We start from the raw sequence: 26,942 nt of genomic DNA, 5'->3' as shown, positions 1-26,942 counted from the left end.
CTGACGATGGACCCAAGGAACCACATGAGCACCGTCAACGGCGGCATATCGTTCTGGTACGCCCAGGAGGGCGCCCCCGCTCCCCGGGAGCCCCTCCCCGGCGACACCACGGCCGACGTCTGCATCGTCGGCGGCGGCTACACCGGCCTGTGGACCGCGTACTACCTGAAGAAGGCGGTCCCCTTCCTCAACATCGTGGTCCTGGAGGGGAAGTTCTGCGGGTACGGCGCCTCCGGCCGCAACGGCGGCTGGCTCTACAACGGCATCGCCGGGCGCGACCGCTACGCCAGGGCGCACGGCCACGAGGCCGCCGTACGGCTCCAGCAGGCGATGAACGACACGGTGACCGAGGTCGTCGAGACCGCCGCGGCCGAGGGCATCGACGCCGACATCCACCAGGGCGGTGTCCTCGAAGTCGCGTACACCCCGGCGCAGTTGGCGCGGCTGAAGGCGTTCCACGCGGTGGAGCTGGCCTTCGGCCAGACCGACCGGGAGCTGTACGGCGCCCGCGGGACCGCCGAGCGCGTCCGCGTCGCCGGTGCCGTCGGCTCCTCCTGGACCCCGCACGGCGCCCGGATCCACCCGGCCAAGCTGGTCCAGGGCCTCGCCGCGACCGTCGAGGCGCTGGGCGTCACCGTCCACGAGTCGACGCCGGTCACGGAGATCAGGCCCAAGCACGCCGTCACTCCGTACGGTACGGTCCGGGCGCCCTATGTCCTGCGCTGCACCGAGGGGTTCACCGCGAACATCAAGGGCCTCAAGCGCACCTGGCTCCCCATGAACTCCTCGATGATCGTGACCGACCCGATCCCCGGGGACGTCTGGGACGCCATCGGCTGGACCGGCCGCGAGACCCTCGGCGACATGGCCCACGCCTACATGTACGCCCAGCGCACCGCCGACGACCGCATCGCCCTCGGCGGCCGGGGCGTCCCGTACCGCTTCGGCTCCCGCACCGACAACGACGGCCGCACCCAGCCCGCCACCGTCGAGGCGCTCCGCGAGATCCTCGTCCGCTTCTTCCCCCGGCTCGCCGGCACCGGCATCGCCCACGCCTGGTCGGGCGTCCTGGGCGTCCCCCGCGACTGGTGCGCCACCGTCACCCTCGACCGCTCGACCGGCCTGGGCTGGGCGGGCGGCTACGTCGGCTCGGGCGTCGCCACCGCCAACCTCGCCGCCCGCACGCTGCGCGACCTGATCCAGCAGGACTCGGGCCAGTCCGGCCCCACGGACCTCACGACCCTCCCCTGGGTCAACCACAAGGTCCGCCGCTGGGAACCGGAACCCCTCCGCTGGCTCGGCGTCCACACCCTGTACGCCGCCTACCGCGCCGCCGACCGCCGCGAGGCCACCGCGCACACCCCCGCCACCGACCGCATCGCCACCCTGGCCGACCGCGTCTCGGGCCGCCACTGACCGGCGCGCACACGGACCCCGGACCGCCGTCGGTCCGGGGTCTTCCCGCCGGCCGCCAGGCTATGGGCGCCTCAACCAAGCGCCCCCGTAAGCGAACTGACGTACGGTAAAAATGCTGGGGTGTACTCCTTTCGGGCTAGTACCCTGTGCCCGAACGTCGCATCCCCTTCATTGGCAACAGCCACCCTCCTGAGCGCGACGTGAGGAAGGCAGAGGCATGCCCAAGAAGTACCCGTACCAACTGCCGCAGCACAGAGTCGTCCACGGCGTCTCCATTCCCGTCGAAGAGCTCAAGATCGACGACAAGGCCCAGAGGACTCTCAACGAATCCCGCGCCTTGGGAATCGCCAAGAACATGGTTCCGGAAGCGCTCGGGACCATCGTCGTCTCACAGCGGGCCAATGGCGACCGGTTCATCGTCGACGGAATGCACCGCTGGCATGCGGCCAAGGTCTCGGGGCTCGACACACTGGTGGCCGAGGTGCATCACGACCTCGATCAGCAGGAAGAGGCGGTCCTGTTCCTGATCAAGAACCGTGAATCGAGCAAGCCCCGACCCATCGACGAGTACAGGATCGGTCTGACCGCCGGGCTCCCTCTCTTCGTCGACACGGAGTCCGCGCTGGTGGCCCGCAACCTGTCCATGGGCTCGTCCGGGACGAACACCGTGGGCGCGGTCTCGGGCGTGCTCCGCATCACCGACCAGTACGGCCCGACGATCCTGGAACGCACGCTCAAGGTCGCCGAAGAGGCGTGGGGGCGCACGAAGGACACCTGGGACGGGATGCTGCTCGGGGGCATCGGCATGTTCCTGGGGCGGCATGGCGACCACGTGGACGACAAGGCGCTGGCCGAGAAGATCGGCAAGAAGGACCCGGCGTTTCGGTGGCGAGCCAACATCACCGCCCTGGCGTCCGCGGGCGGCACGCAGCACAGCGGAACGGGCTCCAGGGTCAGCACCTGCTATCAGCTGATCCTGACCGAGTGGAACAAGGGCCGGCGGGTCGAGAATCGGATCCCCGCCGGATGACCTGCCACCGAGGCGCTCAAGGGTTCGTGACGCCGAAACCGACGGCCGCGTCGGCACGCTGATCACACCGAAGGGCCGGCACACGGGGAACGCCCCCGTGTGCCGGCCCTTCGCCTGGAGCCCCCTGTCGGGTTCGAACCGACGACCCCTGCTTTACAAGTTCGATCTACGCCCTTCCCCGGGGGCCGCTGTCGGCTGGTCCTCGGCCACCCAGGGATGCCGCTGTACGGCGCCGTCCGGGCCCGTTGATGTCAGCGTTGGATGTCAGCCCGAGCTGGCGGACGACGCTGGGGCTCGCGACGGTTGGAGGGCACTACAGCTCCGGCCAGATGTGCGGCTCCATGTAAGCGTGCTCCCCTCGGAAGAACCAGTCCGCTAGATCCCCTAGCCGCTCGATGCACGCGGTGTAGTAGTCCGCCGGCTCCGGGCGAGGGAAGTTGGGGTGTGCCGTCCACGAGGGAACGTCCGTGGCAACGTGGTAGTACCCCTCGGCCAGCCATCGAGGAAGATCTTCGGCCTCCTGCATGCGTTCGCACACAGCACGCATGGCCTTCTCCAGCCTGGAGAAGGCCGCTCGGTCCCAGACCAGATCACTTCGCAGACCGAGCAGGAAGCTTCCGGGCTCAGAACGGAACTCGCGTTCCAGGGTCTTCAAGGCTTGGTCCATGGCATGCATGCTGCCAGGTTGCCCAGTCGGCGACGTGCGCGTACGGCCGGGGAGCACCCTCTGAAGTGCCCTCAGCGGTTGATGGGAATCTCGTAGACGATCTCGCAGAGAGCGGCGGGGACGATGATGTCGGCAGTCTCCACGGGGTGGCCCTGGTCGCTGTAGTAGGTCCGCCGGATGTGAGTGACAAGTGCGGCCTTCTGAATCCCGAGAAGTGAAGCCTCCTCAGCGGTCGCCTGCCGCGGCTCCGGCCGCTCGACCGCGTGGCTGACGGTGACGCCGATCTTGGCCATCCGGTTCACGACGCCGGCCCCCGCATGCGGCCCGCCCTCGGGAAGGACGATGAGGGTCCCGCCGGTGAGGTCGTACGGCTCCCAACTCGTCGACAGCTGTACGGGTCGCCCATCGGCAAGGAACTCGTACACGGTCCGGACGCACAGCTCGCCCTCACCGATCCCGAGCCGCGCAGCGATCTCGGCCGGCGCAGGAACCTTCGCATCGGTCCGGCTCTCCCAACCGCCGTTCCGCCCGACGGCCTTCATGTCCGCCCGAAACGGCGACCCATCCGGCTGCTCGCGCGCTGCGGACCGAACCATCCGCACCCGCTGGCGGGGCTCGGCCACGTAGGTCCCAGACCCGGCCCGCCCCTCCAGCACGCCCTGGGAGATCAGCAACTCCTGGGCTCGGCGAACGACGTTCTCGCCCACCCCGCACTCCTGGCCGATCTGGGCTCGCGAGGGCAGCCGGTCCCCAGGACTCCACTCGTGCTCCGCGATCCGCCGCCGCAGTTCGTCGGCGATACGGAGGTAGGGCGGCTGCTCAGACATATGGAAAATCTAGTCCACTAGGTCTAATTTAGTTAACTAGCTTCACTGAAAGTGATCGCCGGTGACGGAGGCTGCCTTGTGCCTGCTCCAGAAGTAAGCGCGGAGGCCCTCGCCGCCCGGCTGTCAGCCGTCGGCCTCACCACGCGCACGCAGGAGCATGCACGACACACAACGATCGAAGTGGAGGTGCCGGAAGCCCTCCCCGCCAAACATGGCGGGAGGTCCTGGAAGTCGTGGCGACGGCAGACCGGTTCGGGCTCCTCGCCACCAGCCTGGGCGGCCGCACCCTGTGGGCCGTCGTACGCAAAGCGGTCCCCGCGACGGGCGATGTCCGGGGACCTGGCCATCAGCGATAGGAGCTGATCAGCGTGCTCAACCGTATCCGCCGCGCCATCGCGCGCACCAGGGAGCGTTACTCCCGAACGCCCCGCCGCCACGCGCCCTTACCGCCCTCCGCCGCGAGTCGCGCGGACATCATTCGAGGAGAGGCGACAGTCCTGGTCCGCCCGTACGTGCCCGCCATCGAGCATCTCCTCATGCCGGCGGAGGTCTTCTGATGCCGTCGACTCAGGCCGCGCCGTACCGCTCGACCCCCTGCCGGATCGGCACGCATCACGAGTGCGCCCACCCCTCCCCGGCGAAGTCCCCGGTCGATATCCCCGTCATCTACGAGTCGTGCACCTGCCCCTGCCACGAGCCGGCCACACATCCCGTCCCCGCAGAGGTGACGGCATGAAGACCTGGATCCCGAACGGCGCCGTGGCCGGACCCGTCGAGATCACCTCGGCCAACGTGCAGCGCGGCGACGTCATCCAGATTGGCGGCCAACCCTGCCGAGTCGCCGACCTCCGCCAACTGCCCCTCGGCGCCAAACGCCTCCTCTTCGAGTCGGGCGAACAGTTGACCTTGCACCCCCGCACCCGACTCGTCGCACTCCGAGTCCTCAGAAGGTGGTGATCCAGCCCGTGCCGTCCCTCCGCGACACCATCGCCGCAGACCTCCGGACCCAGATCACCACGGGCCACCTCAAGCCCGGCGAACGTCTCCCGTCGGAATCCCAACTCGCCTCCCACTACAAGGTCAGCACCCCGACCATGCGCAACGCCCTGGCGCTCCTCCAGACGGAGGGGCTGATCGACAAACTCCACGGCAAGGGCAACTACGTCCGCCGCCCCGTCAGGCGGCTCACGTACGAGGGCGGCCTCCTCACGCCCACCCTCCACCTGACCGTCCGCACGACCCAACTCCGCGCCCAAGGCCCGCTGGCCGCCCTGCTCAAAGTCCGCTCACGCACCCCGCTGACTGAATTCCTCTGCATCGGTCACGAGGGGGAGTCCCCACACAGCCTGGCCCGCATCTACATCCCCCGCGACCTCGTCGCCGCCGAGCCGCCGTGGTGCCGCCAGCGGCCGGCGGAAGTCCGAGACAAGGTCACTGCCCGCCTCCCAACCTCCGAGGAAGCCGCAACTCTCCGCATCACCCCGACCCTGGCCATCCTCGCCATCACCCGCATCTCGACCGACCCCACCGGCCGCGTCATCGAGGCGGCCCACCTGGTCCTCCCCGGCGACCGCGCCGAAGCACTCTTCACCACCCACCAAACGACCGGGGAAGGAGGTGCAGAGGGATGACACCCCGCAACGGCCTCCGCCTCCTCCGTGGACACCCCCCGACGGCAACCCCTGCTACCTGAGCACCGACGACCCCAACAGCCACCTGTCCCGCCTATCTGACCACCTGGAAGCCGAACAGCTCGCCCTGGCGTCCGACCTCGTGGATGTAGCGGCTGGCGTGCTCGGCGATGAGAAGACGGATCTGGGCGCCCTTCGAGCACTGTCCGCGGACCTAGGCGAAGCCCTGCGGGACACTCTTCGCGTCGCGACAAGCCGCTGTCGCAGACTGACGTTTCCGGTGCTTACGGCTCACGAGGGCCAGGACAGCCCCCGGCTACCAGGTGTCCAGCATCAATAGTGACGACGCAACCCAACGGAGGCCCCGGGACACCCGGGGCCTCTGCGTGCAGCAGCCAAGTTCAAGCATCGGGCATCTTCTGATCCACCCACGCATCCTCACAGGGCTGCTGCCTGTCAGCGACTACATATCGTTCGTTCTGACACGGCCGTCGACGTCGCCAGTGATTGTAAATTTGAAGCGCCAGGACGGAAGACCTGAGTGGCCCTGGGGCTACAGAGGGGCGCCGCAGCCGGTCGGTTCGGCCGTGGGCTCTTGCATGGCAAGACGCCTGTGACATCATCAACTTGCGCCAACATGTTGGCCAATCAGTGAGAGCAGACGGCACCGGGGAGGCACCGAGCGATGTCGAGCGAAGCCATCATGATCACGCCCGACGAACGCGATGCTGCCGAGAAACAGATCGCCGATCAGACGAAGCGCATCGATTTCTACATCACCGAATATTCGGTTGAAATCCTTGCGAACAAGATGAACAGTGGCGAGTATGTCGTGCCCGACTATCAGCGCGAGTTCACGTGGGAGCACGAGCGGAAGTCAAAGTTCATCGAATCTCTGATCATGGGCCTGCCGATTCCATTCATCTTTTTCTGGGAGATGGAAGATGGCAAGCTGGAGATCGTTGACGGTTCCCAGCGGCTCAGGACTCTCGAAGAGTTCCTGCTAAAGGGGTACCGCCTTGGTGAGCTTGACCAGCTCACCAACGTGTCTTACTTCACCTTCGAAGATCTCCCTGAATCGCGACAGCGAAAGATCCGTAACCGTTCCATCCGCGGCATTGTGCTTAACGAACACGCTGACGAGGCCGCACGATTGGACATGTTCGAGCGGATCAACACGGGCAGCAAGAATGCCAATACTGCGGAGATTCGTCGCGGCGCATTGGCTGGCCCGTTCATGAGGCTTGTAATAGAACTCGCAACAGATACTCGGTTCGCTGAACTCGCTCCGATGAGCGCCAAGAGTAAGAGTGAACGGGGCTACGAAGAACTGGTGACCCGTTTCTTCGCGTACGGAGATGGACTCGAAAAGTATAGAGACCGTCCCGCTGACTTCATCTTCGACTATGTGAAGAAGAAAAACGTCGTTTTTGGTGAGCGACCGACGCTCTTGGACGAGTATAGGCGGCGTTTCCAGGAGATGCTGGATTTCGTGGAACGAGCGTTCCCGTACGGATTCCGCAAGGCGCCCACTGGAAAGGCTACGCCGCGGGCTCGTTTCGAGGCCATCGCAATTGGGTCTCACCTTGCGCTGCAGGAAAAGCCCGAGCTTCGCGAAATCGGTGCCGATCAACTGAACGTGCGCTCGTGGCTGGAAGGCGCCGATTTTACACGGGTCACAGGGTCTGACGGCGCTAACGCGCGCTCTCGTCTTGAAAGGCGCATCAACTTCGTGCGCGACAAGCTGGTGCGGGAATGAACGCCGGCGACCTTCTCTCATTCTTCGAAGAAAGGTTCGAAGAGGTTGACGCCTATGTGGGTTTACTCGAAGAGCTAGAGAAAGCCGCACAGGATGGCGCCCCCCGCCTCCACGGAACTGCTTACAAGATCTCTGCTACGCAGCAGAAGATCTTGTACTCCAGCCTGTACCTCCAGCTATACAATCTCGTCGAAGCAACGGTTTCGCGATGCGTAGAGGCAATAACCCAGGCTGCGGCTCACGATGGCCGGTGGCAGCCTCACCAGCTTAATACCGAGCTTCAACGCGAATGGATTCGCTCCATCGCGCGAACTCATACAGATATGAGCCCCGAGAATCGCTTGAAGCACGCTGTGCAGCTCAGCGAACACATCATCCAGCAGCTACCCGTTAGGGAATTCAGCGTTGAAGCCGGCGGCGGCGGTAACTGGGACGATGAAGCAATCTTCGTGATGGGCAAGCGCCTGGGGTGCGTGATCTCCATCACGCCTGAGACCCGACGAGACGTCAAGGCCAACATGCGAGACGACCTCGGACCCCTGAAGCTCGTCAAGGATCGTCGGAACAGTCTGGCTCACGGCTCCGTCTCGTTTGCCGATTGCGCGGACGGGGTGGCCGTCGAGGAGCTGCGACGGATGGCCTCCAGTGTCGAAGGCTACTTGCGTGAAGTGATAGACTGCTTCATTCGGCATATCGAATCCCACAATTTTCTCCGGCCGGATTGCAGGCCAAGCGGCGGTGCACCATGACGAGTACGTACCCGACTATTTCTGCAGTCGATCTCTTCTGTGGGGTCGGCGGACTCACTCATGGTTTGGTCCGGAGTGGCATCAACGTTACGGCTGGTGTTGATCTCGACGCCTCATGCCGCTACCCGTACGAAGCTAACAACGATGCCAAGTTCATTGAGCGGGATGTCAATGAGTTGACGCCTGAGGAGATTCTCCCCCACTTGAGTGGGGGTGAGTTTTCGCTTCTCGCCGGTTGTGCGCCGTGCCAGCCATTCTCGTCTTATAGCCAAAGTGGACGTGGTAAGAAGAGTGGCAAGGATTGGCAGCTGGTCTCCAGTTTTGGGGATCTGGTGGCAGATCTCCAGCCAGATCTGGTAACTATGGAGAACGTTTCTCAGCTCGCGTCACATAGCGTGTTCAAACGCTTTCTGAAAAGCCTCACGGGCTACTACGTTCATTGGTCGATCGTTGAGTGCACCAAGATTGGGGTTCCTCAATCAAGGAAGCGGCTGGTCCTTCTCGCGTCAAAGCTGGGTGATCTTGGCCTGGATCGCATCGATCAGATGAATTCACCCGTTCGTACAGTCCGGGATGAAATTTCTGATCTTCCTAAGATTCGTGCGGGCGAGCAACATCCTCGGGATCCACTCCACGCAGCCTGCTCTCTCAGCGAAATGAACATGAGGCGAATCAAGGCTTCGAAACCTGGTGGCACTTGGCGCGACTGGGATCCGGAGCTACTTTCCGCATGTCATCGGAAGAGCACTGGTGCTACTTATCCCAGCGTATATGGTCGCATGGAGTGGGATATGCCGGCCCCCACAATGACGACTCAGTGCTTCGGGTACGGGAATGGTCGCTTCGGCCATCCGTCGCAAGATCGAGCCATTTCCTTGCGGGAAGCGGCTATGATTCAGACCTTTCCTCGCTCCTATAAGTTTCTGGAGGAAGGGGAAGCTGTGCGCTTCAATCGCCTGGGGAGGCTGATCGGTAATGCTGTCCCCGTGCGGTTGGGCGAAGTAATCGGAGAGACCCTGAAGCAGCATGTCGCGGATGCAACGAGGGCGGATGGTTCGGAAACAATGCGTTCCGGGCGACTCTTCTAGTCAATTGGGCGCCGGAGTTGATGCGGGCGATGCTCACGAGGTCGGCGGAGCGGCTTTGGGGCGAGTGATCATGTCCCCGTAAGCTTCCGGCGCGTCGGGCAGTCTGTGGACCTGCCCGGTAAAGCACGACGTTGGGGCCATGATCTTAGAGGCTCGCCCCAAAGTGGCTGCCTTAGAGCCGTGGAGCCGGCCGCCCCAGCCACAGAGGGGTTCACCACCCATCAACCCGAGCCGTTAGCCGTGCGGCTGGCGGTCGGGCTGGAGCGGGGCGGAGGCAGGAGCGCAGGCCCGGGCGTCGGGCCGCGCGCGCCGCGCTGGGCGCGGCGGGAAGGACCGCCGTGCCGGCGCGCGCCATGGACGCCGAGACCGGTGCCGCACTGTCGACCGTGGACGTCATGTTCGCGGCCAACGGTGAGGTCGAGATCCTGACCGTGACGGTCCCGGAGACCGGCGTCTCCGCCGACCTCGTCATGGGAACCCCGGTCGCCGTCACCGGCCTGATCGCCCGGCCCTGGGAGAACGAGTTCAACGGCCAGCGTCGGCACGGCATCGCCTTCCGCGCCGTCGCGGTCACCTCGCTCGTCGGCAGCGCGGCGAACCCGAAGGCCGCCTGATCACGGAGTGGCCGAGTCTCTCCGCCGTGGTGGTCGTCGTCGCCCTCGCCGGTCTCCTGCGGTGGCGGCGGCCCGCCTGGTACTGGTTGGCCTTCGGGGCCGCGCTCGCCATCCTGCGGGTCCTGGTTCGGTACTCCTCGGTCATGGACGCCTGCGGGCTGACCGTTCCCTCCGCCCCGGTGGCGTCTCGCCATCGCCCGGATGGCCAACCGGCCCGTGCCGGAGCCCCGCGCCCCGCGCATCCTGCGGCTTCGGCCCACCCGTACCGGCCTCGTCTTACGGCTGGGGCTCCGCCCCGGACAGGACGCCTTCGACGTGGCCACCTCGTGCGACCGGCTGCGACACTCGTTCGGCATGCACGGTGTCGCTTCGCGGGAGATCCGCTCCGGCGTCGTCGAACTGCGGATGACCGGTTACGACGTGCTCAAGCGGGTGCAGATGCCCGCGGGCGTCGAGCGCTCGACCATGCGCTTGCCGGTCGCCCTGCGGGAGGACGGCGCAGTCCACTACCGCGACTATCGCACCACCCCTCACGCCCTCACGATCGGAGCCACCAAGTCCGGCAAGTCCGTCTACCAGCGGAACCTGGTCGCCGAACTCGCCGCTCAGGAAGTGGCCTTGATAGGAATCGACTGCAAGCAAGGGGTCGAGCTGTTCCCCCTGGCCCGTCGCTTCTCCGCCCTCGCCGACAACCCCGACACCGCCGCCGACCTCCTCGACGCCCTCATCGCACACATGGAAGGCGTCTACCAACTCATCCGTGCCGAACAGCGCATCACAGCCGACACCCCGGACGCCGACATCGCCGCCGACATCTGGGACCTGCCCGACCACCTCCGTCCCGTTCCCGTGGTCGTCCTCGTCGACGAGGTCGCCGAACTCGCCCTCTTCGCCACGAAGGAGGAGGAGAAGCGGCGGGACCGGATCATCACCGCACTCGCCCGACTCGCCCAGCTCGGCCGTGCCGCCGGCATCTACCTGGAGATCTGCGGGCAGCGCTTCGGCTCCGAACTCGGCAAGGGCATCACCATGCTCCGCGCCCAGCTCAGCGTCCGTACCGCCCACCGCGTCAACGACGAGACCAGCGCCAACATGGCCTTCGGCGACATCGCACCGGACGCCGTGCTCGCCACCGTCCAGATCCCCGTCGAGTCGCCCGGCCTCGCGATCACCGGCGACGCCTCCGGCGGCTGGGCCCGTATCCGTACGCCCCACACCTCGCTCCGTACGGCCGTCAACGCCTGCAACACGTACGCGCACCTCACCCCGGACCTACCCGGCCTCGCCGCCTTCCGGCCCGCCGTCGAGCCGCTCACGCACCCGGCCAAGGTTCCGGCCCCGGCATCCGCCGAGTCCCCGGCCACCGCCTGACCTTCACCCCACCCGGTCGGCGCGACCGCATCGCGCCACGTCCCTACCCCGCCATGCCCGGAATGCCCGCAAAGGAGGTGCCGACATGACCAGCAAGCTCCGCGTAGACGCCGTGCTGGTCCAAGCCCTGATCGCCGGTGCGCTGTCCTTCGCCCATCTGCACGACCTGGCCGCCGCGGCCGGTCAGACCGGATGGAAGGCTTGGGCCTACCCCGTCTCCGTCGACCTGCTCCTGGTCGCCGCCTGGCGTCGGCTCCGCTCGGACGGCTCGTCCCGGCTCGCCTGGTGCTGGTTCCTGGTCTCCCTGTTCGCCTCGCTCGGTGCGAACGTCGCCACCGCCGGGTTCCTCGACCTCGCCCATCCACCCGGCTGGCTGCGCTTCGGCGTCGCCGGATGGCCTGCGGTCGCCTTCCTCGGCGGCACGCTGCTCGCGCACTCAGCACCGCCGAAGGCCTTGGAGACCTGCCCGGTGGTCGAGCCGAAGCCGATCGAAAGCGTGTCGACCGAGGCGGAGCACGTCCCCGAGCCCGATCCCGAAGCCGCCGCCGAGGTGGAGCCCACCCGGCCCGCGCCGGCAACCGCACCCCCCGTGCCCGTCCCTGCCGCTCTGGTCGAACACGCCCGCAAGCTCGCCGACGACCACCACGCCCGTACGGGCCACCCCATCGACCCCGGCACCCTGCGCGCCCGTCTCGGGGTCCCCGCGCCCATGGCGGACGCCATCGCCGCCCAACTCGCCTAATCCGAACGGAGAACGCCATGTCCCCTCGCGACCACTTCCACTCCGTCATGCGCATCGGCCCCGTGCAGATCGGCACCCACCGCGACCGCCACGGCCGCACCAAGTACGCCGCCGTCTGCACCGCCGACCGCTGCGGCTGGTCCTCCGACTACTCCAGCTCCTCCGCCGCCCAGCTCGCGGCCCGTACCCACCGCTGCCGCATCTCCGACTGAACGGATACCCCTCGTGGATGTCCCGCTCTGGCTCGCCCTGATCGTCGTCGGCGCCCTCGGCATCAAGCTCATCCGCCCGCCCTGGTGGCTGGTCGCCGTGATCCTGCTCGGCGGCTTCCTCCTCGCCGACAGCCTGCTCGCCCCCGTCATTGGCACGGCGATCTCCAAGTAATCCGACCCGAAGGGAGAACCCCCATGCTCCGACCCAAGATCCCGACCATGCCGACGCCGGCCGGTCTCGTCACCCCGCCCGCCGTCGTCTGGCCGACCGCCGTCGAGCCGATCGCCGTCGAGCCTGTGCAGACGTCCCCGGCTCCGGGCGCCCAGCGCCCCACCGTCCAGATCACCCCCGGCACCGCACTCGCCGTCATCGGCGCCGGCACCGCCGTCGTCCTGGTCGTCGGAACGGTCCTGGTCTCGATGCTCCTCGCGACCGCCGTCACGGCCGCATCGGTCGCCGTCTGCGCCGTCGTCGTCCGTTCGCTGATCGCGTCCTCGGCCAAGCGCCGCTGACCGGCCCCGGGCGGCCTCGATACCGCCAAGCATCCGCCGCCCGGGAGCCGTACCCCTCGCCGATCTCTCGACCGGAAGGAACACCCATCATGGATCAGCGCACCGCCGCCACCGCGGCGGGCCTGGACCCGGCCACCCTCCACGACATCCTCCGAGTCGCCGCCGCCCCCGACTTCGACCGCTGGCGGGACCAGGTGCACCGCACCGGCGGCTGCTCCGATCCGGTGCACCTGACCGGCTGGGCCCTCGCCAAGGACCGCACGTCCGGCGAGACCCTCCGCCGCTACTCCACGGAGGTCGAGCCCGGCGGCCGCCTCCGCATCGCCTGCGGCAACCGCCGCGCCTCCCGCTGCCCCTCCTGCGCCCACACGTACGCCGGGGACAACTATCACCTGATCCACGCGGGCCTGGCCGGCGACAACTCCAAGGCCGTCCCCACCACAGTCCGCGACCACCCGCGGGTCTTCGCCACGCTGACCGCTCCGTCCTTCGGGCCCGTACACAACCGACCCGACCGCGGCGCCTGCCGCTGCGGCGCCCGCCACCCGGAGAACGACCCCGTCCTGGGCACGGCGCTCGACCCCGAGTCGTACGACTACGCCGGAGCCGTCCTCTTCAACAACCACGCCGGTCAGCTCTGGCAGCGCTTCACCAACCGGCTGCGGCGCGAACTCGCCGCCCGTGCCGGGCTCACCCAGCGCGAGCTGAAGGACGTCTTACGGGTCTCGTACGGGAAGGTCGCCGAGTTCCAGAAGCGCGGCGCCATCCACTTCCACGCCGTGATCCAGCTCGACGGACCGGACGGCCCCGGCACCGTCCCGCCCTCGTGGGCCACTGTGCGGCTCCTCGACGACGCGATCCGCGCCGCCGCCGTCCACGCGTACACGACCATCACCGTCCCGGCCGCCGGAGACCAACCGCTCCGACGGTTCCAATGGGGCCGCCAGCTCGACATCCGTCCGGTCAAGGCGTTCGGCGACGGCTCCGACATCACCGAACAGGCCGTGGCCGCGTACGTCGCGAAGTACGCCACGAAAGCCGCCGAGACCACCGGCAGCCTCGACCGGCGGATCGGCAACCGGGAGGTGCTCGACCTCCTGGACGTGGCCGACCACCCCCGCCGCCTCATCGAGGCCTGCCTCGACCTGGCCCCGCTCTACCCGGACCACAAGCTCACCGCCTGGGCCCACATGCTCGGCTTCCGCGGCAACTTCTCCACCAAGTCCCGCCGCTACTCGACCACCCTCGGCGCCCTCCGCCAGATCCGCGCCGACTACCGCGCCGCTCAGGAACGCGTGGACGCCGACCCGGACACCGTGCTCGTCCTCGCCTCCTGGCAGTACGCCGGACACGGCCACAGCCTCGGCGAGGCCGCCCTCGCCGCGACCATCTCGCGCGGAATCCGGCTCAACCGCCAGACCGCCCGCGCAGCCCTGCGCGACCAAATCGCCTTGGAGACACCGGAAGGAGCCGCAGCATGACCACCGCCACCACCGACGAACTGCTGACCGTGCCCGAGGTCATGGCGCGGCTCAAGCTCGGACGCTCCACCATCTACGACCTCATCCGCTCGCGCCGCCTCACCTCGATCACCGTCGGCCGTGCGCGCCGCATCCCGGTCGGTGCCGTCCGGGACTTCATCTCGTACGAGATCGGGGAGGCCGCCTGATGGCCGCCCAGCGCAAGCGCAACCCGAACGGCGCCGGCACCATCACCCAGCGGAAGGACGGACGCTTCCAGGCCGCCGTCTACGTCCTCCAGCCAGACGGCACCCGCGCCCGGAAGTTCGCGTACGGCAAGACCTGGGCCGAGTGCGATGCCAAGCGCCGCGCGCTGCTCGACAAGGTCGCGAGCGGTACCCCCGTACCCACCCGCTCGGCGAAGCTCTCCGAGTGGCTGACGTACTGGCTGGACAGCGTTGTCCGGCCGCGCCGCAAGCTCAGCACGTACGACAAGTACGAGGCGCACGTCCGCCTCTACCTCTCCCCCCTGCTCGGCACGAAGCGGCTGGAGTCGCTGAGCGTCCCCGACGTCCGGCGCTTCCTCCTCCAGCTGGAGAAGAAGACCACCGCGGCCACCGCCAAGGAGTCCCACCGCGTGCTGCGTACGGCGCTCTCCGCCGCCTGCCGGGAGGAGCTGATCGTCCGGAACGTCGCCAAGCTCGTGGAACCGCCCAGGGCCGCCGTACGCGACCTCAGCCCATGGTCTCTCGACGAGACCGCTCGACTTCCTCGCCGCCGCCCGCCGGGACTCGCTGTACGCCGCCTTCGTGCTCGCCATCGCGATGGGGCTCCGCCGGGGCGAGATCGTCGGACTGCGCTGGAACGACATCGACCTGGAGAACCGCGTCCTCCTGGTCCGCCAGCAGGTCCAGCGCCGCCGCGGGGTCCTCTACAACGACGAGACCAAGGGACGTCGCTCCCGGGCGATCCCCCTTCCCGCCATGTGCCTGGCTCCCCTGCGGTGGCATCGGATGCGCCAGAAGGCGACGTACGAAGCGGTCGGCACCAATTGGACGACTACGGGTTACGTCTTCGCCACCCGCACCGGCCGTCCCGTCGAGCCCCGCAACGTCCACCGCTCCTTCGTCCGCGTCAGCGAGGCGGCCGGCCTCCGCCCCATCCGCCTCCACGACGCCCGGCACGGCTGCGCCACGCTCCTCACGGCGGCCGGGGTCGCGCCCCGCGTCGTGATGGAGATCCTGGGCCACAGCCAGATCAGCCTGACCATGGATGTCTACACCCACGTCGTCCAGGACACCCAGCGCGAGGCCATCAGCCACATGGACCGGCTCCTCAAGCGAAAGCAGCCCAGGCCCGACCGCCCCTGAACGTCGCCGTTGATGTCAGCCGTAGATGTCAAAGACCCCCAACCATGATCGGTTGGGGGTCTTCGACGTTCCTGCCTGGAGCCCCCTGTCGGGTTCGAACCGACGACCCCCGCTTTACAAGAGCGGGAGGGGGCTCATAGCCGCGACCTGCAAGCTCGTCGTCCAGTGAATGCCCTGGACGGGCACCGCCCTTGCTCGGGGTTCCCCGTGGCTCCCCGCCACTTCTGGCACGGAAGTGGCACGGCCACCTTCTGGTCCGCAGCTCTAGCGGGATGGGACAGCGACGGCCATTCTGGCCGCTACAGGGCCCCGGACGGATACTGACAGACACAGAGCCGATTGCTCGGGTGCGGTGCAAGGCTGCTGTACTGCTGCTCCCAACCCGCCGCACCGCCAGTGCGATTCCGGAGAATGGGTGGTGGCCCTCGCCGACAAGATCTATGCTGCCCCTCATCGCCTGGGGGTCATAGTGGATCTTAATGGGATGGACTCTGTCGGGTCGCTTCTAGCACAGGCTGAGCGCCCCTCATTCGAGTGGGCCTACGTTGACGAGACCGGGGATTCCGGCATGTCTGGAGGCTCAGCCACGTACACACTGGCTTGCGTGCTGGTGCCTGCCGACGGATGGACTCAACGCCTCGACGTCTTGACGGCAATGCGCCGCCTAATCGGCAAACGGTATGGCGTACGTTTGCGCGACGAAATCAAGGCGAACTATCTCCTCCGAAGCCGAGGAGACCTTAAACGGTACGGACTCGGAGACGGACAGCGCCGGGACATATACCAGACTCACATGAGAAACCTGATCCTGGTTTCCTCAGGCGTCTTCGCCGTTGTGATCGACAAGCGCAGAATGACCAAACCGCGCGACCCTTCCGAAATAGCGTGGACCTATCTGATGCAACGCATGCGCGAACGGTCGAACCAGTCGGGCACGCCCATCGCTCTCGTGCACGACGAGGGCGACGACAAGAAGATCAAAGCGCTTCACAGGGCCTTTCGAAGGATCAGCTGGGACGCCCGGGGCAATCCTGTTCAGGCGCCCTTCTTCGTTGAGGACCCAATATCACGCCGATCAGACGACTCTTATTTCATCCAGCTAGCCGATCTTTGCGCCTACGCCGCGTATCGGCGCATTGTCCCTCCCATGGGGAAAGCTGGAGCAGTCTGCAATGAGCGAATGTGGGATGAACTCGGAACGCGCGCCTTGGCGGAGGTTTCCACAAACCGCCCCGACGGCATCGTCCATTGGCCTCGATAAAAAGAGGCCCCCCGTAAAGGAGGGCCTTGATCGCAGACCTACACCTGTCAAGGAGGACAGGTTCAGCCCGCACCTCGATACAACTCGAAATGAGAGATCAAGTCAAGCTGGCGGTCCACATGCCGCACGCTCAGCACCCACCTCAAGCACCCCAACTCCCATCCCGTCTGCCGTCGACCCACACTCCGTGGAGCGGGCGCGGTGCCGGGCGTCCAGGTGGAGCGCGCCACTGTACGAACGACCTGGACGCCCGGTGCCGTGTCTGCTCGGCTTGTCCTGGGTCGATGGCAGACGGGATGGGAGTTTCCCGCCTCAGCCCTCCACGGCCGGCACCCGCGTACGGCGCCCCCGCCATCCCGGAGTCGGAGCGCCCCCGCCGGAGGCATGTCGGTGACGGGGAGGGAACCGCGGGCCGTTGGGGCTCGGCTCATGCCCTTGGGCCTATCCCAGCCGTAGGGGCGGGCGTCGGCGCAGCGCGCGCGGAGCGGGCCGAAGGCAGGAGCGTCGCGCGGAGCGGAGCCGGGAAGCCCGCCCGGCGGAGCGGAGCGCAGCCGGGTGCTTGATGAGGTAGAGAAACCTGTAACAGCTCGCTCCGCCCCAGGCGGTCTTGTCGGCCTGGCCGCCAGGTGGTGGCATATGTGTGGGGACGGCACGCATTGGGGGGCGACCGATGAGCGATCTCACGGTGAAGTGGTGGAAGCGGCATGGCAAGCATCGGCTCTACGTAAACCTCCCGAACGGAACGGCCGTCGCATGGGCGGATCGAGCTACGAAGGCCGTGACGATCAAGGAACAGATGTACCAGGACGAAGCGTTAGCCCTGCTTCGACGGCACCTTGGTGAGGGGGTCACCGTTGCGTCAGCGCCATCCGCTCCGAGCATGCCCCGCTCTGTGCCGACCGCTCAGAAGCCCTCAACTCCAAGGCACCATGAGAATCGGGCGGCACCCCTCCCGCCCCCCTCTCCCAGCGATGACCTGGCGAGGAATCCGCCCGGCGCCGGCCTCATCGGGATGATCGCAACGCGCGGCCCCTCCACGGCTCAGCGCTTGTTGGCGAAGTTGTTGCGGCAGCCCTCCGAATGGGACAGCTGGTACACCGGGCTTGCGGGTGAACGGAAGGTCGGTCGGGAACTGGAACGCCTGACCTCACACGGCTGGCGGGTCCTCCACGGCATCGAGAAGGGCAACGGCGGCGACATCGATCACTTGCTCATCGGCCCCGGCGGTGTGTTCAGCATCAATACGAAGACCCACCGCGGAGCCTCGGTCTGGGTCGGCGACACGATGACCAAAGTCAATGGCGGGGACCCGAAGCCGTATGCCGCCGCGAGCAAGGCGGAAGCCGACTACGTGCGACGGGTTCTGGGGCGGCACTGCGACTTCGCTGTACCGGTGGACCCGGTCTTGGTGTTCGTCGGGGTCGCGTCCCTGCATCGCGCGGCCACGTCGCAGTACACCGTGCGCCTCTACCAGGAACGTGAGGTCGCGGCTCTCGGCCCTCTCACGGGCAGGCTCACACCGGAACAAGTGGAGAGCGTGTACGCCGTGGCTCGTCACCGGCGCGTCTGGCTGAGAGCTTGACCTTCCTCGTCCCGGAGGAGGCGGCTTGTGAAGCCCCGACCGCACAGGCGCTCATAGGCGTCGATCACATCGTGGGGCACCTGCTGCTCGATCATGAACCCCTGCTCCGGGTAGATGAGCAGTCTTTGCAGCGCGCCTACCAGCATGTCGATGACCAAACGGGCATCACCGATGGAGTCGACATACTCGTCCAATGTCAGCGGCGCGGAAGCGCTGACGATCTCGACTTCGGGCCAGAGCTTGCGCGCTGTGGCGTAGGCCCGCCTCTCCTCGTACGGCTTGCTGATCAGCAGGACGGAGGACACGTCGACTCCGGCTTCTTGCAGCAGCGCGCGGGAGAAGCGGATGTTCTCGCCGGTGTTCCGCGCACACGGCTCGACCAGTACGGCCGCCCTGGGCACGCCCAGCTGAAGTGCCCGCTCCTGGTAGTGGACCGCTTCGCCCCGGGGCATGCGATCTCGCGTTGTCGGGCTGGTGGCCCCGGTGAAGACGAGTAGTGGAGCCAAGCCGCGCCGGTACAGCTCGACTGCGGTGTCGGCCACCCCCAGGTCGTGGCTACCGAGTCCGATTGCGACCGAGCACGGCCGGAGAGCGTGTCCCATCTGGTGGTAGTCCCACAACCGCCGCGTGTCCGCCCAGTCCTGCGCCGAGATCACTGTTCGTTCCCGTTCTTGGCGGCTGAGTCCGGGACTTTGAAGTCGTACTCCCAGGCGAAGCGGGAAGCCGCGTGGACACCGATGGCGACCTCCACGACCGTCCCGGAAGCCGTATAGGTGGTCCGGCGCAGTTCGACAACCGGTTCTCCGGGGGGAAGCTGCAACAGCTTCACCTCGTCCGGAGTCGGAGCACGGGCGAAGAGCTCTTCCTTCATGTGATCGATCTCGTAGCCCGCGTCGTACAGGACGCGAAATCCGCCGCCTCGGCCGGCCGGACCGGGCGTCGGATCCACCAAGCGCGTGCCTTCAACGTGTTCAGGCCGGTAATAGCTGGTCAGGGTGTGTGTCGGCTGGTCGCCCTCCTTCACCAACCGCGCGCGGGCGTAGACCGGGGCACCCGTCGGCAGACCATGCGCGGCGGCTACCTCGGCCGGCGCCTCGACAAGGCTCACCGTCTGGGTCTGCTCGTTGCGGCGGTACGCGCGCCCGGAAGCCACGCGGTCGGCGATGAACGCCACCTCGTCCCCGTCACGCCACTTGGCCTTGTCGTATCGGGCGATGCCAAGCCGCTTGAGCGGTACTTGCTGGCGCACCACAGTGCCATGGCCACGGGACGAGGTGACCAGGCCTTCTGCTTCCAGTGCCTTGTACGCGGCATGGACGGTGGCCTTGGAGCCCTCGCCCGCCTCAACCAGCTCCCTGATGTGCGGCAACTGCTGGCCTGGCGCGTAGTCACCTCTCCGGATCTGCTCAGCCAGCTTGTCTGCCAGCTCTCGCCACTTGGGCGCCATCTCGAACCCCTTCCAACAAGGACAAGTCAAACACAGTCCTAGGACTGTTGACAGTCCTAGGACTGCGGGGTCACTATCTCTCTAAGCGCTCGCAGTCCTAGGACAGCGAACGGAGAGGCCCTTCTTTGGGCTGCCCGACAACGCAGGGAGAACCAATGCCGTCGTTCAAGGTAGACACGTCGACCGCTGTGGTGTTCGTCGCCACGGCTCCCGTGCCGAAGCTCGTGAGTAAGCAGACCGGTGAGCGTGCGATGGACCGGGAGACCGGTGCCGGGCTGTCCACGGTGGGCCTGCTGATCTCGGACGAGGGTGAGGGCAACCTCTACCAGGTGACCGTTCCGGAGACCGGCCTTCCGGAGGGGCTGGCGCCGGGGATGCCGGTGTCGGTGATCGGGCTGAAGGCCCGGGACTGGGAGAACACGTTCAACGGCCAGACCCGGCACGGCATCTCGTTCCGCGCCGTCGCCGTCACCCCGGTCGGGGCCTGACCATGACCGACCTGTCGACGTTATTCGAGGTCGGGATCCCGCTGGCTGGTGCCGGTGGTCTCGGCTACGCCAAGGTCCGTGCCCCGCGCGTGTTCTGGTCGCTGGCCGGGCTGCACGTGACAAAGGTGCGGTTCGCGGTCACCTACCGCTCCACGATGGACGTGTGCGGGCTGACGGTTCAGCCGTCCCGCCTGCGGGCGTTCATGGTCCGCACCGTCGCCCGCCGCAGCGACGTCCCACCTGTGCCGCCGAAGATCCGCCGGGTACGGGGCTCGGCGACCGGCCTGCGGGTCACGCTCCGTCTGCCTGCCGGTCTTGAGCCCGCCGACGTCATGGCGGCCTCTGAGCGGCTGCGGCACGCCTGGGGCGTCCACTCAGTGAACGTGGTGGAGACCAAGCCCGGGTTCGTGGAGCTGCGGATGACCGGCTACGACGTGCTGCGGCGGGTGAAGATGCCGCGCCGCCGCCCGTCCGGGCCGATGACAGTGCCGGTGGCTCTGCGGGAGGACGGCACCGCATACGTCCGGGACTACCTGAAGGTCCCGCACGCGCTGACGCTGGGGGCCAACCAGTCGGGCAAGTCGATGTACCTGCGCAACCTGATCGCCGGGCTTGCTCGGCTCGACGTCGCCCTGGTCGGCATCGACTGCAAGCGAGGTGTCGAACAGCGCGGGTATGCGCCTCGGCTGTCGGCGCTGGCTGTCACGCCCGGAGAAGCGTCCGACGTCCTGGACGCGCTGGTGGGCGAGATGGAAGACCGTTTCGACCAGCTCAGCGAGCACGGGGCCGCCGACATCTGGGCGCTTCCCGAGAAGGTCCGGCCGGTGCCGGTCGTGGTCCTGGTGGACGAGGTCGCGGAGCTGTTCCTGGTGGCGGGGAAGAAGGACGAGGAACGCCGGGACCGGATGGTCATGCAAATGATCCGGCTCGGGCAGATGGCCCGCGCGGCCGGCATCTTCTTGGAGGTCTGCGGGCAGCGGTTCGGCTCCGAGCTGGGCAAGGGTGCCACCACGCTGCGCGCCCAGCTCACCGGCCGGGTCGTGCACCGGGTCAACGACAAGCAGACCGCCGACATGGGCCTGGGCGACATCGCCCCGGACGCCGTGGTGGCCGTGATCACGATCCCGCCCGACCGGCCCGGCGTTGCCGTCGCCGGTGACTCCTCCGGCGGCTGGTCCCGCATCCGCACCCCCGAACTCAGCGCGGCCGAAGCCGCTGCCATCTGCGCCCAGTTCGCCCGCCGCACACCGCACCTCCCGCGCCTGGCCGCGTACCGGCCGGTGGTTTCCACCGCTGCCGAGTCCGGCGAGCCGGTGTCGCTGGTGAAGCCGATCCCGGCTACGGACTGACGGCCCCCTCTCCCTCCTCGGTCGGCGTGACCGTCTCGCGCCAGGTCCCTACCCGACCCATGCCTGAAAGGAGGTGACCTCGTGTTCCGCACCCTCCGCCTCGACGCCGTACTCATCCAGGCCGTGATCGCCGGTGCCCTGTCCTTCTCCCACCTGCATGACCTGGCGCAAGCCGCCGGGCAGGACGGCTGGAAGGCGTGGGCCTACCCGGTGAGCGTCGACCTGCTGCTGGTCGCCGCCTGGCGCCGCATGCGCGCCGACGCGGGCAACCGCGATGCCTGGCTGTGGTTCGCCATCGCCCTCATCGCGTCCCTCGGCGCCAACGTCGCCACCGCCGGAATGCTCGACATGCAGAACGTCCCGCCGTGGCTACGGATTCTCGTCGCCGGATGGCCCGCCCTCGCGTTCCTCGGCGGCACGCTCCTGGCCCACGCACCCACACCAGCGCCGGCGCCCGAACCGGACCAGGACCTGGTGGAAGGCCCCGGCCCCGAACCCGTTCCGGACATGACCGTAGAGCGGGCCCCGGATCCGGCGCCCGAGCTGCCGCCCGTCGACCCGGCCCCGCCGGTAGTACCTCGTGCGGCTCCAGTTCCGCCCGCGCTGCTCGACCACGCACGCAAGGTCGCTGACGCCCACCGCGCCCAGACCGGCACCCCGATCGACGCAGCGACCCTGCGCAGTCGCCTCGGTGTCCCGGCCGCACTGGCGGACTCCATCGCCCACCAACTCGCCTGACACGAAAGGAGAACGACCCGTGCGACCGAACCGCTTCTACAACGTCATCCGCATTGGCCCCGTCCAGGTCGGCACCCACCACGACGGCCGGGGCCGAACCAAGCACACCGCCGTGTGCTCCGCCCCCGGCTGCGACTTCTCCGCCGACTACTTCACCCGCGCCGCCGCCGAACTCGCCGCCCGCACCCACCGCTGCAAAGTCTGAAAGGAGACCGGCCCGTGTTCACTCCGAAGTACCCGCCCCCCGACACCTACACCCCGGCCCACCACACCGTGCCCGAGCACACGGCCGCCCCCGTGCCGGCACCCCCGGCCTCGGTCGCCCCTGCCGCCCGTACGGCGGTCCAGCTCACCCCCGGCAGCGCGCTCGCCCTCGTGGCCGGTGGCGGGGCCGTGGTCCTGGTCGTCGGCGCCGTCCTCGTCTCCATGCTCCTCGCCGTCGCCATCACCGCCACCTCCGTCGCCGTGTGCGCCGTCGTCCTCAAGTCCCTGATCAACCAGGAAAGGAAGCACTGACATGGGCCTCTTCCGCCGCAAGAGCGAAAGCACGCCGTCCAACCCGCAGATGGCCGAGCTGGGGCGCGAGTACGCCATCGCCAAGCGCCACGGCGACCGCAAGGCCATCGGCCGCATCCACCGCCAGCTCGGCACCACCGGCATGAACGACAACGACCGGGCCTCCTTCGAGCAGGGCCGCGACGCCTACGACGCCATCCCGCCCATCAAGCCCGCCCGCAACCGGCGCAAGGGACGGTGACCGGCATGGACGCGGTCACGATCGCCGCCGCTGGCTTACCGGCCCTCGGCTGGGCCCTGCACGGCGGGCTGCTCATCCGCCGCCTGGCCACCGCCCGCCGCGACCCCCTGACCGGCCTGCACACCCGCGCCGGATGGACCGCCCGCGCCGACCACCTCATGACCCGGCACGCCAACGCGCTCGTGGTCCTGGTCGACCTCGACGACTTCAAGGCCATCAACGACACCCACGGCCACGCTGCCGGGGACACCGTCCTCGCCGCGACGGCCGACCGCCTCAGCACCTGGTGCGGCCGTCACGGCATCGCCGCCCGCCTCGGCGGGGACGAGTTCGCCGCCATCGTCACCGACCCCGGCCACACCGCCGGCCTTCCCGCCCTCCGGGCCGCGCTCGACGAGCCGGTCACCCACCACGGCCACACCCTGCGGGTCTCGGCCTCGGTCGGCCACTGCCACCGCGCCCACCTGCCCCTCCCCGCCCTCACCGACGCCCTCTCGGCCGCCGACAAGTCGATGTACGCGGCCAAGGGCCACGGCAGGCGCAACACACACTAAGCGGCCCCCGGAGCGGCCTCGGTCGCCAAACTTCCGCCGCCCCGGGCGCCTGAACCCTTCCCAGATCCACCGGACCCGAAAGGGACAACCCATGATGCCCCAGCACCCGACCCCGCGCGTCTGCTCCCACTGCGACGGCTTCCCCGTCGTCCACATCACCACCGGCACCACCGCGCCGGACGGGCAGCGCCGCACCCTTCCCGCCACCTGCCCGGCCTGCAAGGGCACCGGCACCCGCACCGTCCCCGCCGCCCTCGCCCGCGCCGGGAAGTGACCGCCTTGACCGACACCGCCACCGCGGCGGGCCTGGACCCGGCCACCCTGAGCGATCTGCTCCGGGTGGCCGGGTCACCCGGCTTCGACCGCCTCACCGAACAGATCCGCCGCACCGGAGGATGCGCCGCACCCATCCGCCTGTCCGGCGGCACCAAGCTCATCGACCCCGCCACCAAGACCGTCCTCCACGCCTACACCACCGACAACGAACCCGGCGGCGTCCTACGCGTCGCCTGCGGCAACCGCCGCGCCTCCCGCTGCCCCGCCTGCGCCTGGACCTACGCCGGGGACACCTACCACCTGATCCGCGCCGGACTCGTCGGTGCACCCGACAAAGGCACCCCCGACACGATCCGCGACCACCCCCGCGTCTTCGCCACTCTCACCGCCCCCTCCTTCGGACCCGTCCACAACCGCCCCGGCAACCGGCCCTGCCGCTGCGGCACCCGACACCCCGAAGACGCACCCCAACTCGGCACCCCGCTCGACCCGGACACCTACGACTACGCAGGCGCGGTGCTGTGGAACAACCACGCCTCCGAACTGTGGCGCTACTTCACGATCTACCTCCGCCGGGAAGTCGCCCGCCGCGCCGGCCTCACTCAGAAAGCCGCCCGCGAGCAGTCCCGGGTCTCGTTCGGCAAGGTCGCCGAGTACCAGAAGCGCGGCGCTGTGCACTTCCACGCTGTCATCCGCTTCGACGGCCCCGATGGACCCGACACCCCGCCCCCGGCTTGGGCCACCCTCGACCTGCTCACCGACGCCATCCGGTCCGCCGCCGCCCGCGTTGAGGTCAGCGTTCCCGCCGCCCCAGAGCACGGCGTCGACCAAGAACTGGTGCTGCGGTGGGGCGACCAGCTCGACGTCCAGCCCATCGGAGCCTTCGGCCAGGGCGAGGAACTGACGGAACAGGCGGTCGCCGCCTACGTCGCCAAGTACGCCACCAAAGCCGCCGAGACCACCGGCACCGTCGACCACCCGGTCGGCAACAAGGAAGCCCTCATCCTCCTCGGCATCCCGGACCACCCCCGGCGGCTCATGGAAGCCTGCATGGACCTCGATGCGGCCTACCCGGACCGGCGCCTGCGGGCCTGGGCCCACATGCTCGGCTTCCGCGGCCACTTCTCCACCAAATCCCGCCGCTACTCCACCACCCTCGGCGCCTTACGCCAGGTCCGCGCCGACTACCGCGCCGCCCAGCAACACGCCGCACTCGGCCTGCCCGACCCCGACGAACACCCGGAAGCCACCGTCCTCGTCGTCGCCCACTGGGCCTACGCCGGACACGGCTCCACCCCCGGCGAATCCTGGCTCGCCGCCAACATCCAACGCGACATCCAGCACAACCGCGAACACGCCCGCGAAGTCCGCGCCCAGCTCGAAGCGTCCACCGAAGAGGAGTGGTGACCATGTCCGTACGTCTGCTCACCGTCGACCAGGTCGCCGAACTCCTCGGTACCTCGGTACGGTTCCCCAGGCGATTGATCGAGGAACGGCGCATCACCTTCGTGAAGGTCGGCCGCCACGTCCGCATCCCGGAGCCCGCCGTCGAGGCGTTCATCGAGAAGCACACCGTCCGGCCCGTCGAGCGTCGTTTCCGGGTGGTGGCCTGATGGCGAACCGCACCGGCCGCCGGCGCCGTTTCGGCAGTGTGCGCCAGCTCTCCTCGGGCCGCTGGCAGGCGCGCTACCGCGATCCGTTGTCGGGTGAGACGCAGTCCGCGCCACACACCTTCGACACGAAGACGGACGCCGGTGTCTGGCTGACCACCATCGAGGCGGAGATCATCCGGGGCACCTATCAGGCGCCCGACGCCGGAAAGGTCGCCTTCGGGCCGTACGCGGACGACTGGCTGAAGCACCGCAAGCTGGAGGACCGCACCCGGGAGCGGAACGAGAGCGTGATCCGGCTGCACATCAAGCCGACGTTCGGTGCCGGGACCGTGGCCGCGATCACCACGCCCCGCGTCCGGGCCTGGCGTACCAAGCTGCTGGAGGACGGCGTGGGTGAGCCGACCGTGGTCAAGGCGTACCAGCTGCTCCGGGCGATCCTGAACACGGCGGTGGACGACGAGCTGATCCGTCGCAACCCGTGCCGCATCAAGGGGGCCGACCGCTACGACGTGCCGGAGCGTCCGGTCCTCACCGTGCCCGAGGTGTACGCGGTGGCCGACGCCATCCGGCCGCACTACCGGGTGCTCGTGCTCCTCGCCGCCTTCACCACGCTCCGGTTCGGTGAGCTGGCCTCTCTGCGTCGCCGGGACCTCGACCTGGCCCGCTGCGTGGTCTTGGTCCGCCGTGCCCAGTCCGAGCTACAGAACGGCAGCCTGGCCGATAAGGCGCCGAAGTCCGCCGCCGGGGTCCGGCCGGTCGCCTTCCCGGCCGAACTCGTCCCTGAGCTGGCTCACCACCTGGAGCACTTCGCCGGGGCCGGGCAGGACGGCCACCTCTTCCGGGGCCCCCGCGGCGGCCTGCTTCGGCGGAGCAACTTCCGGGACGACTGGACCGCCGCCCGTGCGAAGGCCGGCGTCTCCGGGGACGTGCACTTCCACGACCTTCGGCACACGGGGAACACCCTGGCTTCCAGCGCCGGGGCCAGTACGCGCGAGCTGATGACGCGGATGGGGCACAGCACGACGCGGGCCGCGCTGATCTATCAGCACATGACGAGCGACCGTGATCGGCACATCGCTGGGAAGCTCGGCGAGATGATCCGCCAAGCCCGTCAGGGCGGGCCTTCTGGCACGTAGGTGGCACGGCCGTGATCATGCGAAAGGGCCAGAGCCGGGGAAACACACCCCTGCGCTGGCCCTTCGTCTTGAGCCCCCTGTCGGGTTCGAACCGACGACCCCCGCTTTACAAGAGCGGTGCTCTGGCCAGCTGAGCTAAGGAGGCACTGCGCACGAGTGTAACCGGACACCCGGCGCCTCCGGTCGGAAATCTCACCGCCCGGCGACTGCTGACAGGAGCCCCGGCGGGAGGTAGCGTCACCCCAGGTCCACCGCGTGGACCAGACCACCTCCATTCCTTTACTCGGATCGT

The 26,942-nt window shown here is 68.1% G+C and carries 30 protein-coding genes, 2 tRNA genes and 4 pseudogenes; 30 read left to right on the top strand and 6 right to left on the bottom strand.

Features of this window, described 5'->3' with window-relative positions; genetic code table 11:
• The first annotated feature begins 24 nt into the window (after positions 1-24).
• Positions 25-1,416, top strand: a complete 1,392-nt coding sequence (locus tag ACF08D_RS23710) for an NAD(P)/FAD-dependent oxidoreductase (RefSeq protein ID WP_392224938.1) — start codon at positions 25-27, stop codon at positions 1,414-1,416.
• Between the two features lie 217 nt (positions 1,417-1,633).
• Positions 1,634-2,446 (top strand): DUF6551 family protein, encoded by an 813-nt coding sequence (locus ACF08D_RS23705; protein WP_392224936.1) that lies wholly within the window; start codon positions 1,634-1,636, stop codon positions 2,444-2,446.
• Positions 2,447-2,759: 313 nt separating this feature from the next.
• Here ACF08D_RS23705 and ACF08D_RS23700 read toward each other — a convergent pair whose 3' ends face one another.
• Positions 2,760-3,122: a hypothetical protein gene (locus tag ACF08D_RS23700; protein WP_392224935.1), complete on the bottom strand. Its 363-nt coding sequence runs from the start codon at positions 3,120-3,122 to the stop codon at positions 2,760-2,762.
• Positions 3,123-3,184: 62 nt separating this feature from the next.
• Positions 3,185-3,940: a GntR family transcriptional regulator gene (locus ACF08D_RS23695; protein ID WP_392224934.1), complete on the bottom strand. Its 756-nt coding sequence runs from the start codon at positions 3,938-3,940 to the stop codon at positions 3,185-3,187.
• Between the two features lie 78 nt (positions 3,941-4,018).
• On the opposite strand from ACF08D_RS23695, the pseudogene ACF08D_RS23690 reads away from it, so the two are divergent.
• The 15 genes and pseudogenes from ACF08D_RS23690 (at position 4,019) to ACF08D_RS23620 (ending at position 15,449) form a co-directional block, all read left to right on the top strand.
• Positions 4,019-4,296, top strand: a pseudogene (locus ACF08D_RS23690) (hypothetical protein).
• A 376-nt stretch (positions 4,297-4,672) separates the two neighbouring features.
• Positions 4,673-4,897, top strand: coding sequence for a hypothetical protein (locus ACF08D_RS23685; RefSeq protein WP_392224932.1), 225 nt, complete (start codon positions 4,673-4,675; stop codon positions 4,895-4,897).
• A gap of 8 nt (positions 4,898-4,905) precedes the next feature.
• Positions 4,906-5,571, top strand: a complete 666-nt coding sequence (locus tag ACF08D_RS23680) for a GntR family transcriptional regulator (RefSeq protein WP_392224930.1) — start codon at positions 4,906-4,908, stop codon at positions 5,569-5,571.
• Between the two features lie 685 nt (positions 5,572-6,256).
• Positions 6,257-7,330 (top strand): DUF262 domain-containing protein, encoded by a 1,074-nt coding sequence (locus tag ACF08D_RS23675; RefSeq protein ID WP_392224929.1) that lies wholly within the window; start codon positions 6,257-6,259, stop codon positions 7,328-7,330.
• Entirely contained in the window at positions 7,327-8,079 is a 753-nt protein-coding gene (locus tag ACF08D_RS23670) for an MAE_28990/MAE_18760 family HEPN-like nuclease (protein WP_389659274.1), read from the top strand. Before ACF08D_RS23675 ends, ACF08D_RS23670 begins: the two co-directional genes overlap by 4 nt.
• A complete protein-coding gene (locus ACF08D_RS23665) occupies positions 8,076-9,167 on the top strand; it encodes a DNA cytosine methyltransferase (protein WP_392224926.1) in 1,092 nt (363 codons plus the stop codon). Before ACF08D_RS23670 ends, ACF08D_RS23665 begins: the two co-directional genes overlap by 4 nt.
• A gap of 350 nt (positions 9,168-9,517) precedes the next feature.
• Positions 9,518-9,781: pseudogene (locus ACF08D_RS23660) on the top strand (hypothetical protein); the annotation flags it as partial.
• Positions 9,782-9,894: 113 nt separating this feature from the next.
• Positions 9,895-11,152, top strand: a pseudogene (locus tag ACF08D_RS23655) (FtsK/SpoIIIE domain-containing protein).
• Between the two features lie 85 nt (positions 11,153-11,237).
• Positions 11,238-11,894: a DUF2637 domain-containing protein gene (locus ACF08D_RS23650; RefSeq protein WP_392224924.1), complete on the top strand. Its 657-nt coding sequence runs from the start codon at positions 11,238-11,240 to the stop codon at positions 11,892-11,894.
• Between the two features lie 17 nt (positions 11,895-11,911).
• A complete protein-coding gene (locus ACF08D_RS23645) occupies positions 11,912-12,106 on the top strand; it encodes a mobile element transfer protein (RefSeq protein ID WP_150504141.1) in 195 nt (64 codons plus the stop codon).
• Positions 12,107-12,119: 13 nt separating this feature from the next.
• Positions 12,120-12,278 (top strand): hypothetical protein, encoded by a 159-nt coding sequence (locus tag ACF08D_RS23640; protein WP_392224922.1) that lies wholly within the window; start codon positions 12,120-12,122, stop codon positions 12,276-12,278.
• Between the two features lie 23 nt (positions 12,279-12,301).
• The gene (locus ACF08D_RS23635) at positions 12,302-12,619 is read left to right on the top strand and encodes a SpdD-like protein (protein WP_392224920.1); all 318 of its coding nucleotides are present in this window, start codon (positions 12,302-12,304) and stop codon (positions 12,617-12,619) included.
• Positions 12,620-12,708: 89 nt separating this feature from the next.
• Complete coding sequence (gene repSA, locus ACF08D_RS23630) at positions 12,709-14,100, top strand: replication initiator protein RepSA (protein ID WP_392224918.1); 1,392 nt, start codon at positions 12,709-12,711, stop codon at positions 14,098-14,100.
• On the top strand, positions 14,097-14,288 hold the full coding sequence (locus ACF08D_RS23625; RefSeq protein ID WP_392224916.1) for a helix-turn-helix domain-containing protein: 192 nt from the start codon (positions 14,097-14,099) through the stop codon (positions 14,286-14,288). Before repSA (ACF08D_RS23630) ends, ACF08D_RS23625 begins: the two co-directional genes overlap by 4 nt.
• A pseudogene (locus ACF08D_RS23620) lies at positions 14,288-15,449 on the top strand (tyrosine-type recombinase/integrase). The gene ACF08D_RS23625 and the pseudogene ACF08D_RS23620 overlap by 1 nt, the downstream one beginning before the upstream one ends.
• Before the next feature lie 76 nt (positions 15,450-15,525).
• Here the strand turns inward: ACF08D_RS23620 and ACF08D_RS23615 are convergent.
• A tRNA-Thr gene (locus ACF08D_RS23615) sits at positions 15,526-15,625 on the bottom strand.
• A 308-nt stretch (positions 15,626-15,933) separates the two neighbouring features.
• Here ACF08D_RS23615 and ACF08D_RS23610 point away from each other — a divergent pair.
• Positions 15,934-16,710 (top strand): DUF3800 domain-containing protein, encoded by a 777-nt coding sequence (locus ACF08D_RS23610; protein ID WP_392225580.1) that lies wholly within the window; start codon positions 15,934-15,936, stop codon positions 16,708-16,710.
• 670 nt (positions 16,711-17,380) lie between these two features.
• Positions 17,381-18,292 carry a nuclease-related domain-containing protein gene (locus ACF08D_RS23605; RefSeq protein ID WP_392224914.1) on the top strand — a complete coding sequence of 304 codons (912 nt, stop codon included), beginning with the start codon at positions 17,381-17,383 and terminating at the stop codon, positions 18,290-18,292.
• Here the strand turns inward: ACF08D_RS23605 and ACF08D_RS23600 are convergent.
• Both ACF08D_RS23600 and ACF08D_RS23595 read right to left on the bottom strand, forming a co-directional pair.
• A complete protein-coding gene (locus tag ACF08D_RS23600) occupies positions 18,265-18,948 on the bottom strand; it encodes a YdcF family protein (protein ID WP_392224912.1) in 684 nt (227 codons plus the stop codon). The two genes, ACF08D_RS23605 and ACF08D_RS23600, sit on opposite strands and share 28 nt — an antisense overlap.
• Entirely contained in the window at positions 18,945-19,739 is a 795-nt protein-coding gene (locus tag ACF08D_RS23595; RefSeq protein ID WP_392224910.1) for a GntR family transcriptional regulator, read from the bottom strand. The genes ACF08D_RS23600 and ACF08D_RS23595 overlap by 4 nt, the downstream gene beginning before the upstream one ends.
• Positions 19,740-19,894: 155 nt before the next feature.
• On the opposite strand from ACF08D_RS23595, the gene ACF08D_RS23590 reads away from it, so the two are divergent.
• The 11 genes from ACF08D_RS23590 to ACF08D_RS23540 all read left to right on the top strand — a co-directional run bounded on the left by ACF08D_RS23590 (position 19,895) and on the right by ACF08D_RS23540 (position 26,650).
• The gene (locus ACF08D_RS23590; RefSeq protein ID WP_392224908.1) at positions 19,895-20,227 is read left to right on the top strand and encodes a hypothetical protein; all 333 of its coding nucleotides are present in this window, start codon (positions 19,895-19,897) and stop codon (positions 20,225-20,227) included.
• 2 nt (positions 20,228-20,229) lie between these two features.
• Positions 20,230-21,576, top strand: coding sequence for an FtsK/SpoIIIE domain-containing protein (locus ACF08D_RS23585; protein WP_392224906.1), 1,347 nt, complete (start codon positions 20,230-20,232; stop codon positions 21,574-21,576).
• Positions 21,577-21,657: 81 nt separating this feature from the next.
• Positions 21,658-22,314, top strand: a complete 657-nt coding sequence (locus ACF08D_RS23580; RefSeq protein WP_392224904.1) for a DUF2637 domain-containing protein — start codon at positions 21,658-21,660, stop codon at positions 22,312-22,314.
• Positions 22,315-22,333: 19 nt separating this feature from the next.
• Positions 22,334-22,519 (top strand): mobile element transfer protein, encoded by a 186-nt coding sequence (locus ACF08D_RS23575; protein WP_392224902.1) that lies wholly within the window; start codon positions 22,334-22,336, stop codon positions 22,517-22,519.
• Positions 22,520-22,533: 14 nt separating this feature from the next.
• The gene (locus ACF08D_RS23570) at positions 22,534-22,830 is read left to right on the top strand and encodes a SpdD protein (protein ID WP_392224900.1); all 297 of its coding nucleotides are present in this window, start codon (positions 22,534-22,536) and stop codon (positions 22,828-22,830) included.
• A 1-nt stretch (position 22,831) separates the two neighbouring features.
• Positions 22,832-23,071 (top strand): hypothetical protein, encoded by a 240-nt coding sequence (locus tag ACF08D_RS23565; RefSeq protein WP_392224898.1) that lies wholly within the window; start codon positions 22,832-22,834, stop codon positions 23,069-23,071.
• Between the two features lie 5 nt (positions 23,072-23,076).
• A complete protein-coding gene (locus tag ACF08D_RS23560; RefSeq protein ID WP_392224896.1) occupies positions 23,077-23,625 on the top strand; it encodes a GGDEF domain-containing protein in 549 nt (182 codons plus the stop codon).
• Between the two features lie 91 nt (positions 23,626-23,716).
• The gene (locus ACF08D_RS23555) at positions 23,717-23,899 is read left to right on the top strand and encodes a hypothetical protein (protein ID WP_392224894.1); all 183 of its coding nucleotides are present in this window, start codon (positions 23,717-23,719) and stop codon (positions 23,897-23,899) included.
• A 5-nt stretch (positions 23,900-23,904) separates the two neighbouring features.
• Positions 23,905-25,308: a replication initiator protein RepSA gene (repSA, locus tag ACF08D_RS23550; RefSeq protein WP_392224893.1), complete on the top strand. Its 1,404-nt coding sequence runs from the start codon at positions 23,905-23,907 to the stop codon at positions 25,306-25,308.
• A gap of 2 nt (positions 25,309-25,310) precedes the next feature.
• The gene (locus ACF08D_RS23545) at positions 25,311-25,514 is read left to right on the top strand and encodes a helix-turn-helix domain-containing protein (RefSeq protein ID WP_392224891.1); all 204 of its coding nucleotides are present in this window, start codon (positions 25,311-25,313) and stop codon (positions 25,512-25,514) included.
• Positions 25,514-26,650, top strand: coding sequence for a tyrosine-type recombinase/integrase (locus tag ACF08D_RS23540; RefSeq protein WP_392224890.1), 1,137 nt, complete (start codon positions 25,514-25,516; stop codon positions 26,648-26,650). Before ACF08D_RS23545 ends, ACF08D_RS23540 begins: the two co-directional genes overlap by 1 nt.
• Before the next feature lie 71 nt (positions 26,651-26,721).
• On the opposite strand, the gene ACF08D_RS23535 is transcribed toward ACF08D_RS23540, so the two are convergent.
• A tRNA-Thr gene (locus tag ACF08D_RS23535) sits at positions 26,722-26,795 on the bottom strand.
• Positions 26,796-26,942 lie beyond the last annotated feature (147 nt).

This window comes from Streptomyces sp. NPDC015131, assembly GCF_043079975.1.
In the GTDB taxonomy this organism is placed as follows: Bacteria; Actinomycetota; Actinomycetes; order Streptomycetales; family Streptomycetaceae; genus Streptomyces.
This window is presented reverse-complemented; position numbering and strand designations above follow the sequence as displayed.

Excerpts from the sequence above, each read along its gene's own strand:
- ACF08D_RS23710 (WP_392224938.1), top strand. The coding sequence starts at position 25 with ATGAGCACCGTCAACGGCGGCATATCGTTCTGGTACGCCCAGGAGGGC.
- ACF08D_RS23705 (WP_392224936.1), top strand. The coding sequence starts at position 1,634 with ATGCCCAAGAAGTACCCGTACCAACTGCCGCAGCACAGAGTCGTCCAC.
- ACF08D_RS23700 (WP_392224935.1), bottom strand. The coding sequence starts at position 3,122 with ATGCATGCCATGGACCAAGCCTTGAAGACCCTGGAACGCGAGTTCCGT.
- ACF08D_RS23695 (WP_392224934.1), bottom strand. The coding sequence starts at position 3,940 with ATGTCTGAGCAGCCGCCCTACCTCCGTATCGCCGACGAACTGCGGCGG.
- ACF08D_RS23685 (WP_392224932.1), top strand. The coding sequence starts at position 4,673 with ATGAAGACCTGGATCCCGAACGGCGCCGTGGCCGGACCCGTCGAGATC.
- ACF08D_RS23675 (WP_392224929.1), top strand. The coding sequence starts at position 6,257 with ATGTCGAGCGAAGCCATCATGATCACGCCCGACGAACGCGATGCTGCC.
- ACF08D_RS23670 (WP_389659274.1), top strand. The coding sequence starts at position 7,327 with ATGAACGCCGGCGACCTTCTCTCATTCTTCGAAGAAAGGTTCGAAGAG.
- ACF08D_RS23665 (WP_392224926.1), top strand. The coding sequence starts at position 8,076 with ATGACGAGTACGTACCCGACTATTTCTGCAGTCGATCTCTTCTGTGGG.
- ACF08D_RS23650 (WP_392224924.1), top strand. The coding sequence starts at position 11,238 with ATGACCAGCAAGCTCCGCGTAGACGCCGTGCTGGTCCAAGCCCTGATC.
- ACF08D_RS23645 (WP_150504141.1), top strand. The coding sequence starts at position 11,912 with ATGTCCCCTCGCGACCACTTCCACTCCGTCATGCGCATCGGCCCCGTG.
- ACF08D_RS23635 (WP_392224920.1), top strand. The coding sequence starts at position 12,302 with ATGCTCCGACCCAAGATCCCGACCATGCCGACGCCGGCCGGTCTCGTC.
- repSA (WP_392224918.1), top strand. The coding sequence starts at position 12,709 with ATGGATCAGCGCACCGCCGCCACCGCGGCGGGCCTGGACCCGGCCACC.
- ACF08D_RS23625 (WP_392224916.1), top strand. The coding sequence starts at position 14,097 with ATGACCACCGCCACCACCGACGAACTGCTGACCGTGCCCGAGGTCATG.
- ACF08D_RS23610 (WP_392225580.1), top strand. The coding sequence starts at position 15,934 with ATGGACTCTGTCGGGTCGCTTCTAGCACAGGCTGAGCGCCCCTCATTC.
- ACF08D_RS23605 (WP_392224914.1), top strand. The coding sequence starts at position 17,381 with ATGAGCGATCTCACGGTGAAGTGGTGGAAGCGGCATGGCAAGCATCGG.
- ACF08D_RS23595 (WP_392224910.1), bottom strand. The coding sequence starts at position 19,739 with ATGGCGCCCAAGTGGCGAGAGCTGGCAGACAAGCTGGCTGAGCAGATC.
- ACF08D_RS23590 (WP_392224908.1), top strand. The coding sequence starts at position 19,895 with ATGCCGTCGTTCAAGGTAGACACGTCGACCGCTGTGGTGTTCGTCGCC.
- ACF08D_RS23585 (WP_392224906.1), top strand. The coding sequence starts at position 20,230 with ATGACCGACCTGTCGACGTTATTCGAGGTCGGGATCCCGCTGGCTGGT.
- ACF08D_RS23565 (WP_392224898.1), top strand. The coding sequence starts at position 22,832 with ATGGGCCTCTTCCGCCGCAAGAGCGAAAGCACGCCGTCCAACCCGCAG.
- ACF08D_RS23560 (WP_392224896.1), top strand. The coding sequence starts at position 23,077 with ATGGACGCGGTCACGATCGCCGCCGCTGGCTTACCGGCCCTCGGCTGG.
- ACF08D_RS23555 (WP_392224894.1), top strand. The coding sequence starts at position 23,717 with ATGATGCCCCAGCACCCGACCCCGCGCGTCTGCTCCCACTGCGACGGC.
- ACF08D_RS23545 (WP_392224891.1), top strand. The coding sequence starts at position 25,311 with ATGTCCGTACGTCTGCTCACCGTCGACCAGGTCGCCGAACTCCTCGGT.
- ACF08D_RS23540 (WP_392224890.1), top strand. The coding sequence starts at position 25,514 with ATGGCGAACCGCACCGGCCGCCGGCGCCGTTTCGGCAGTGTGCGCCAG.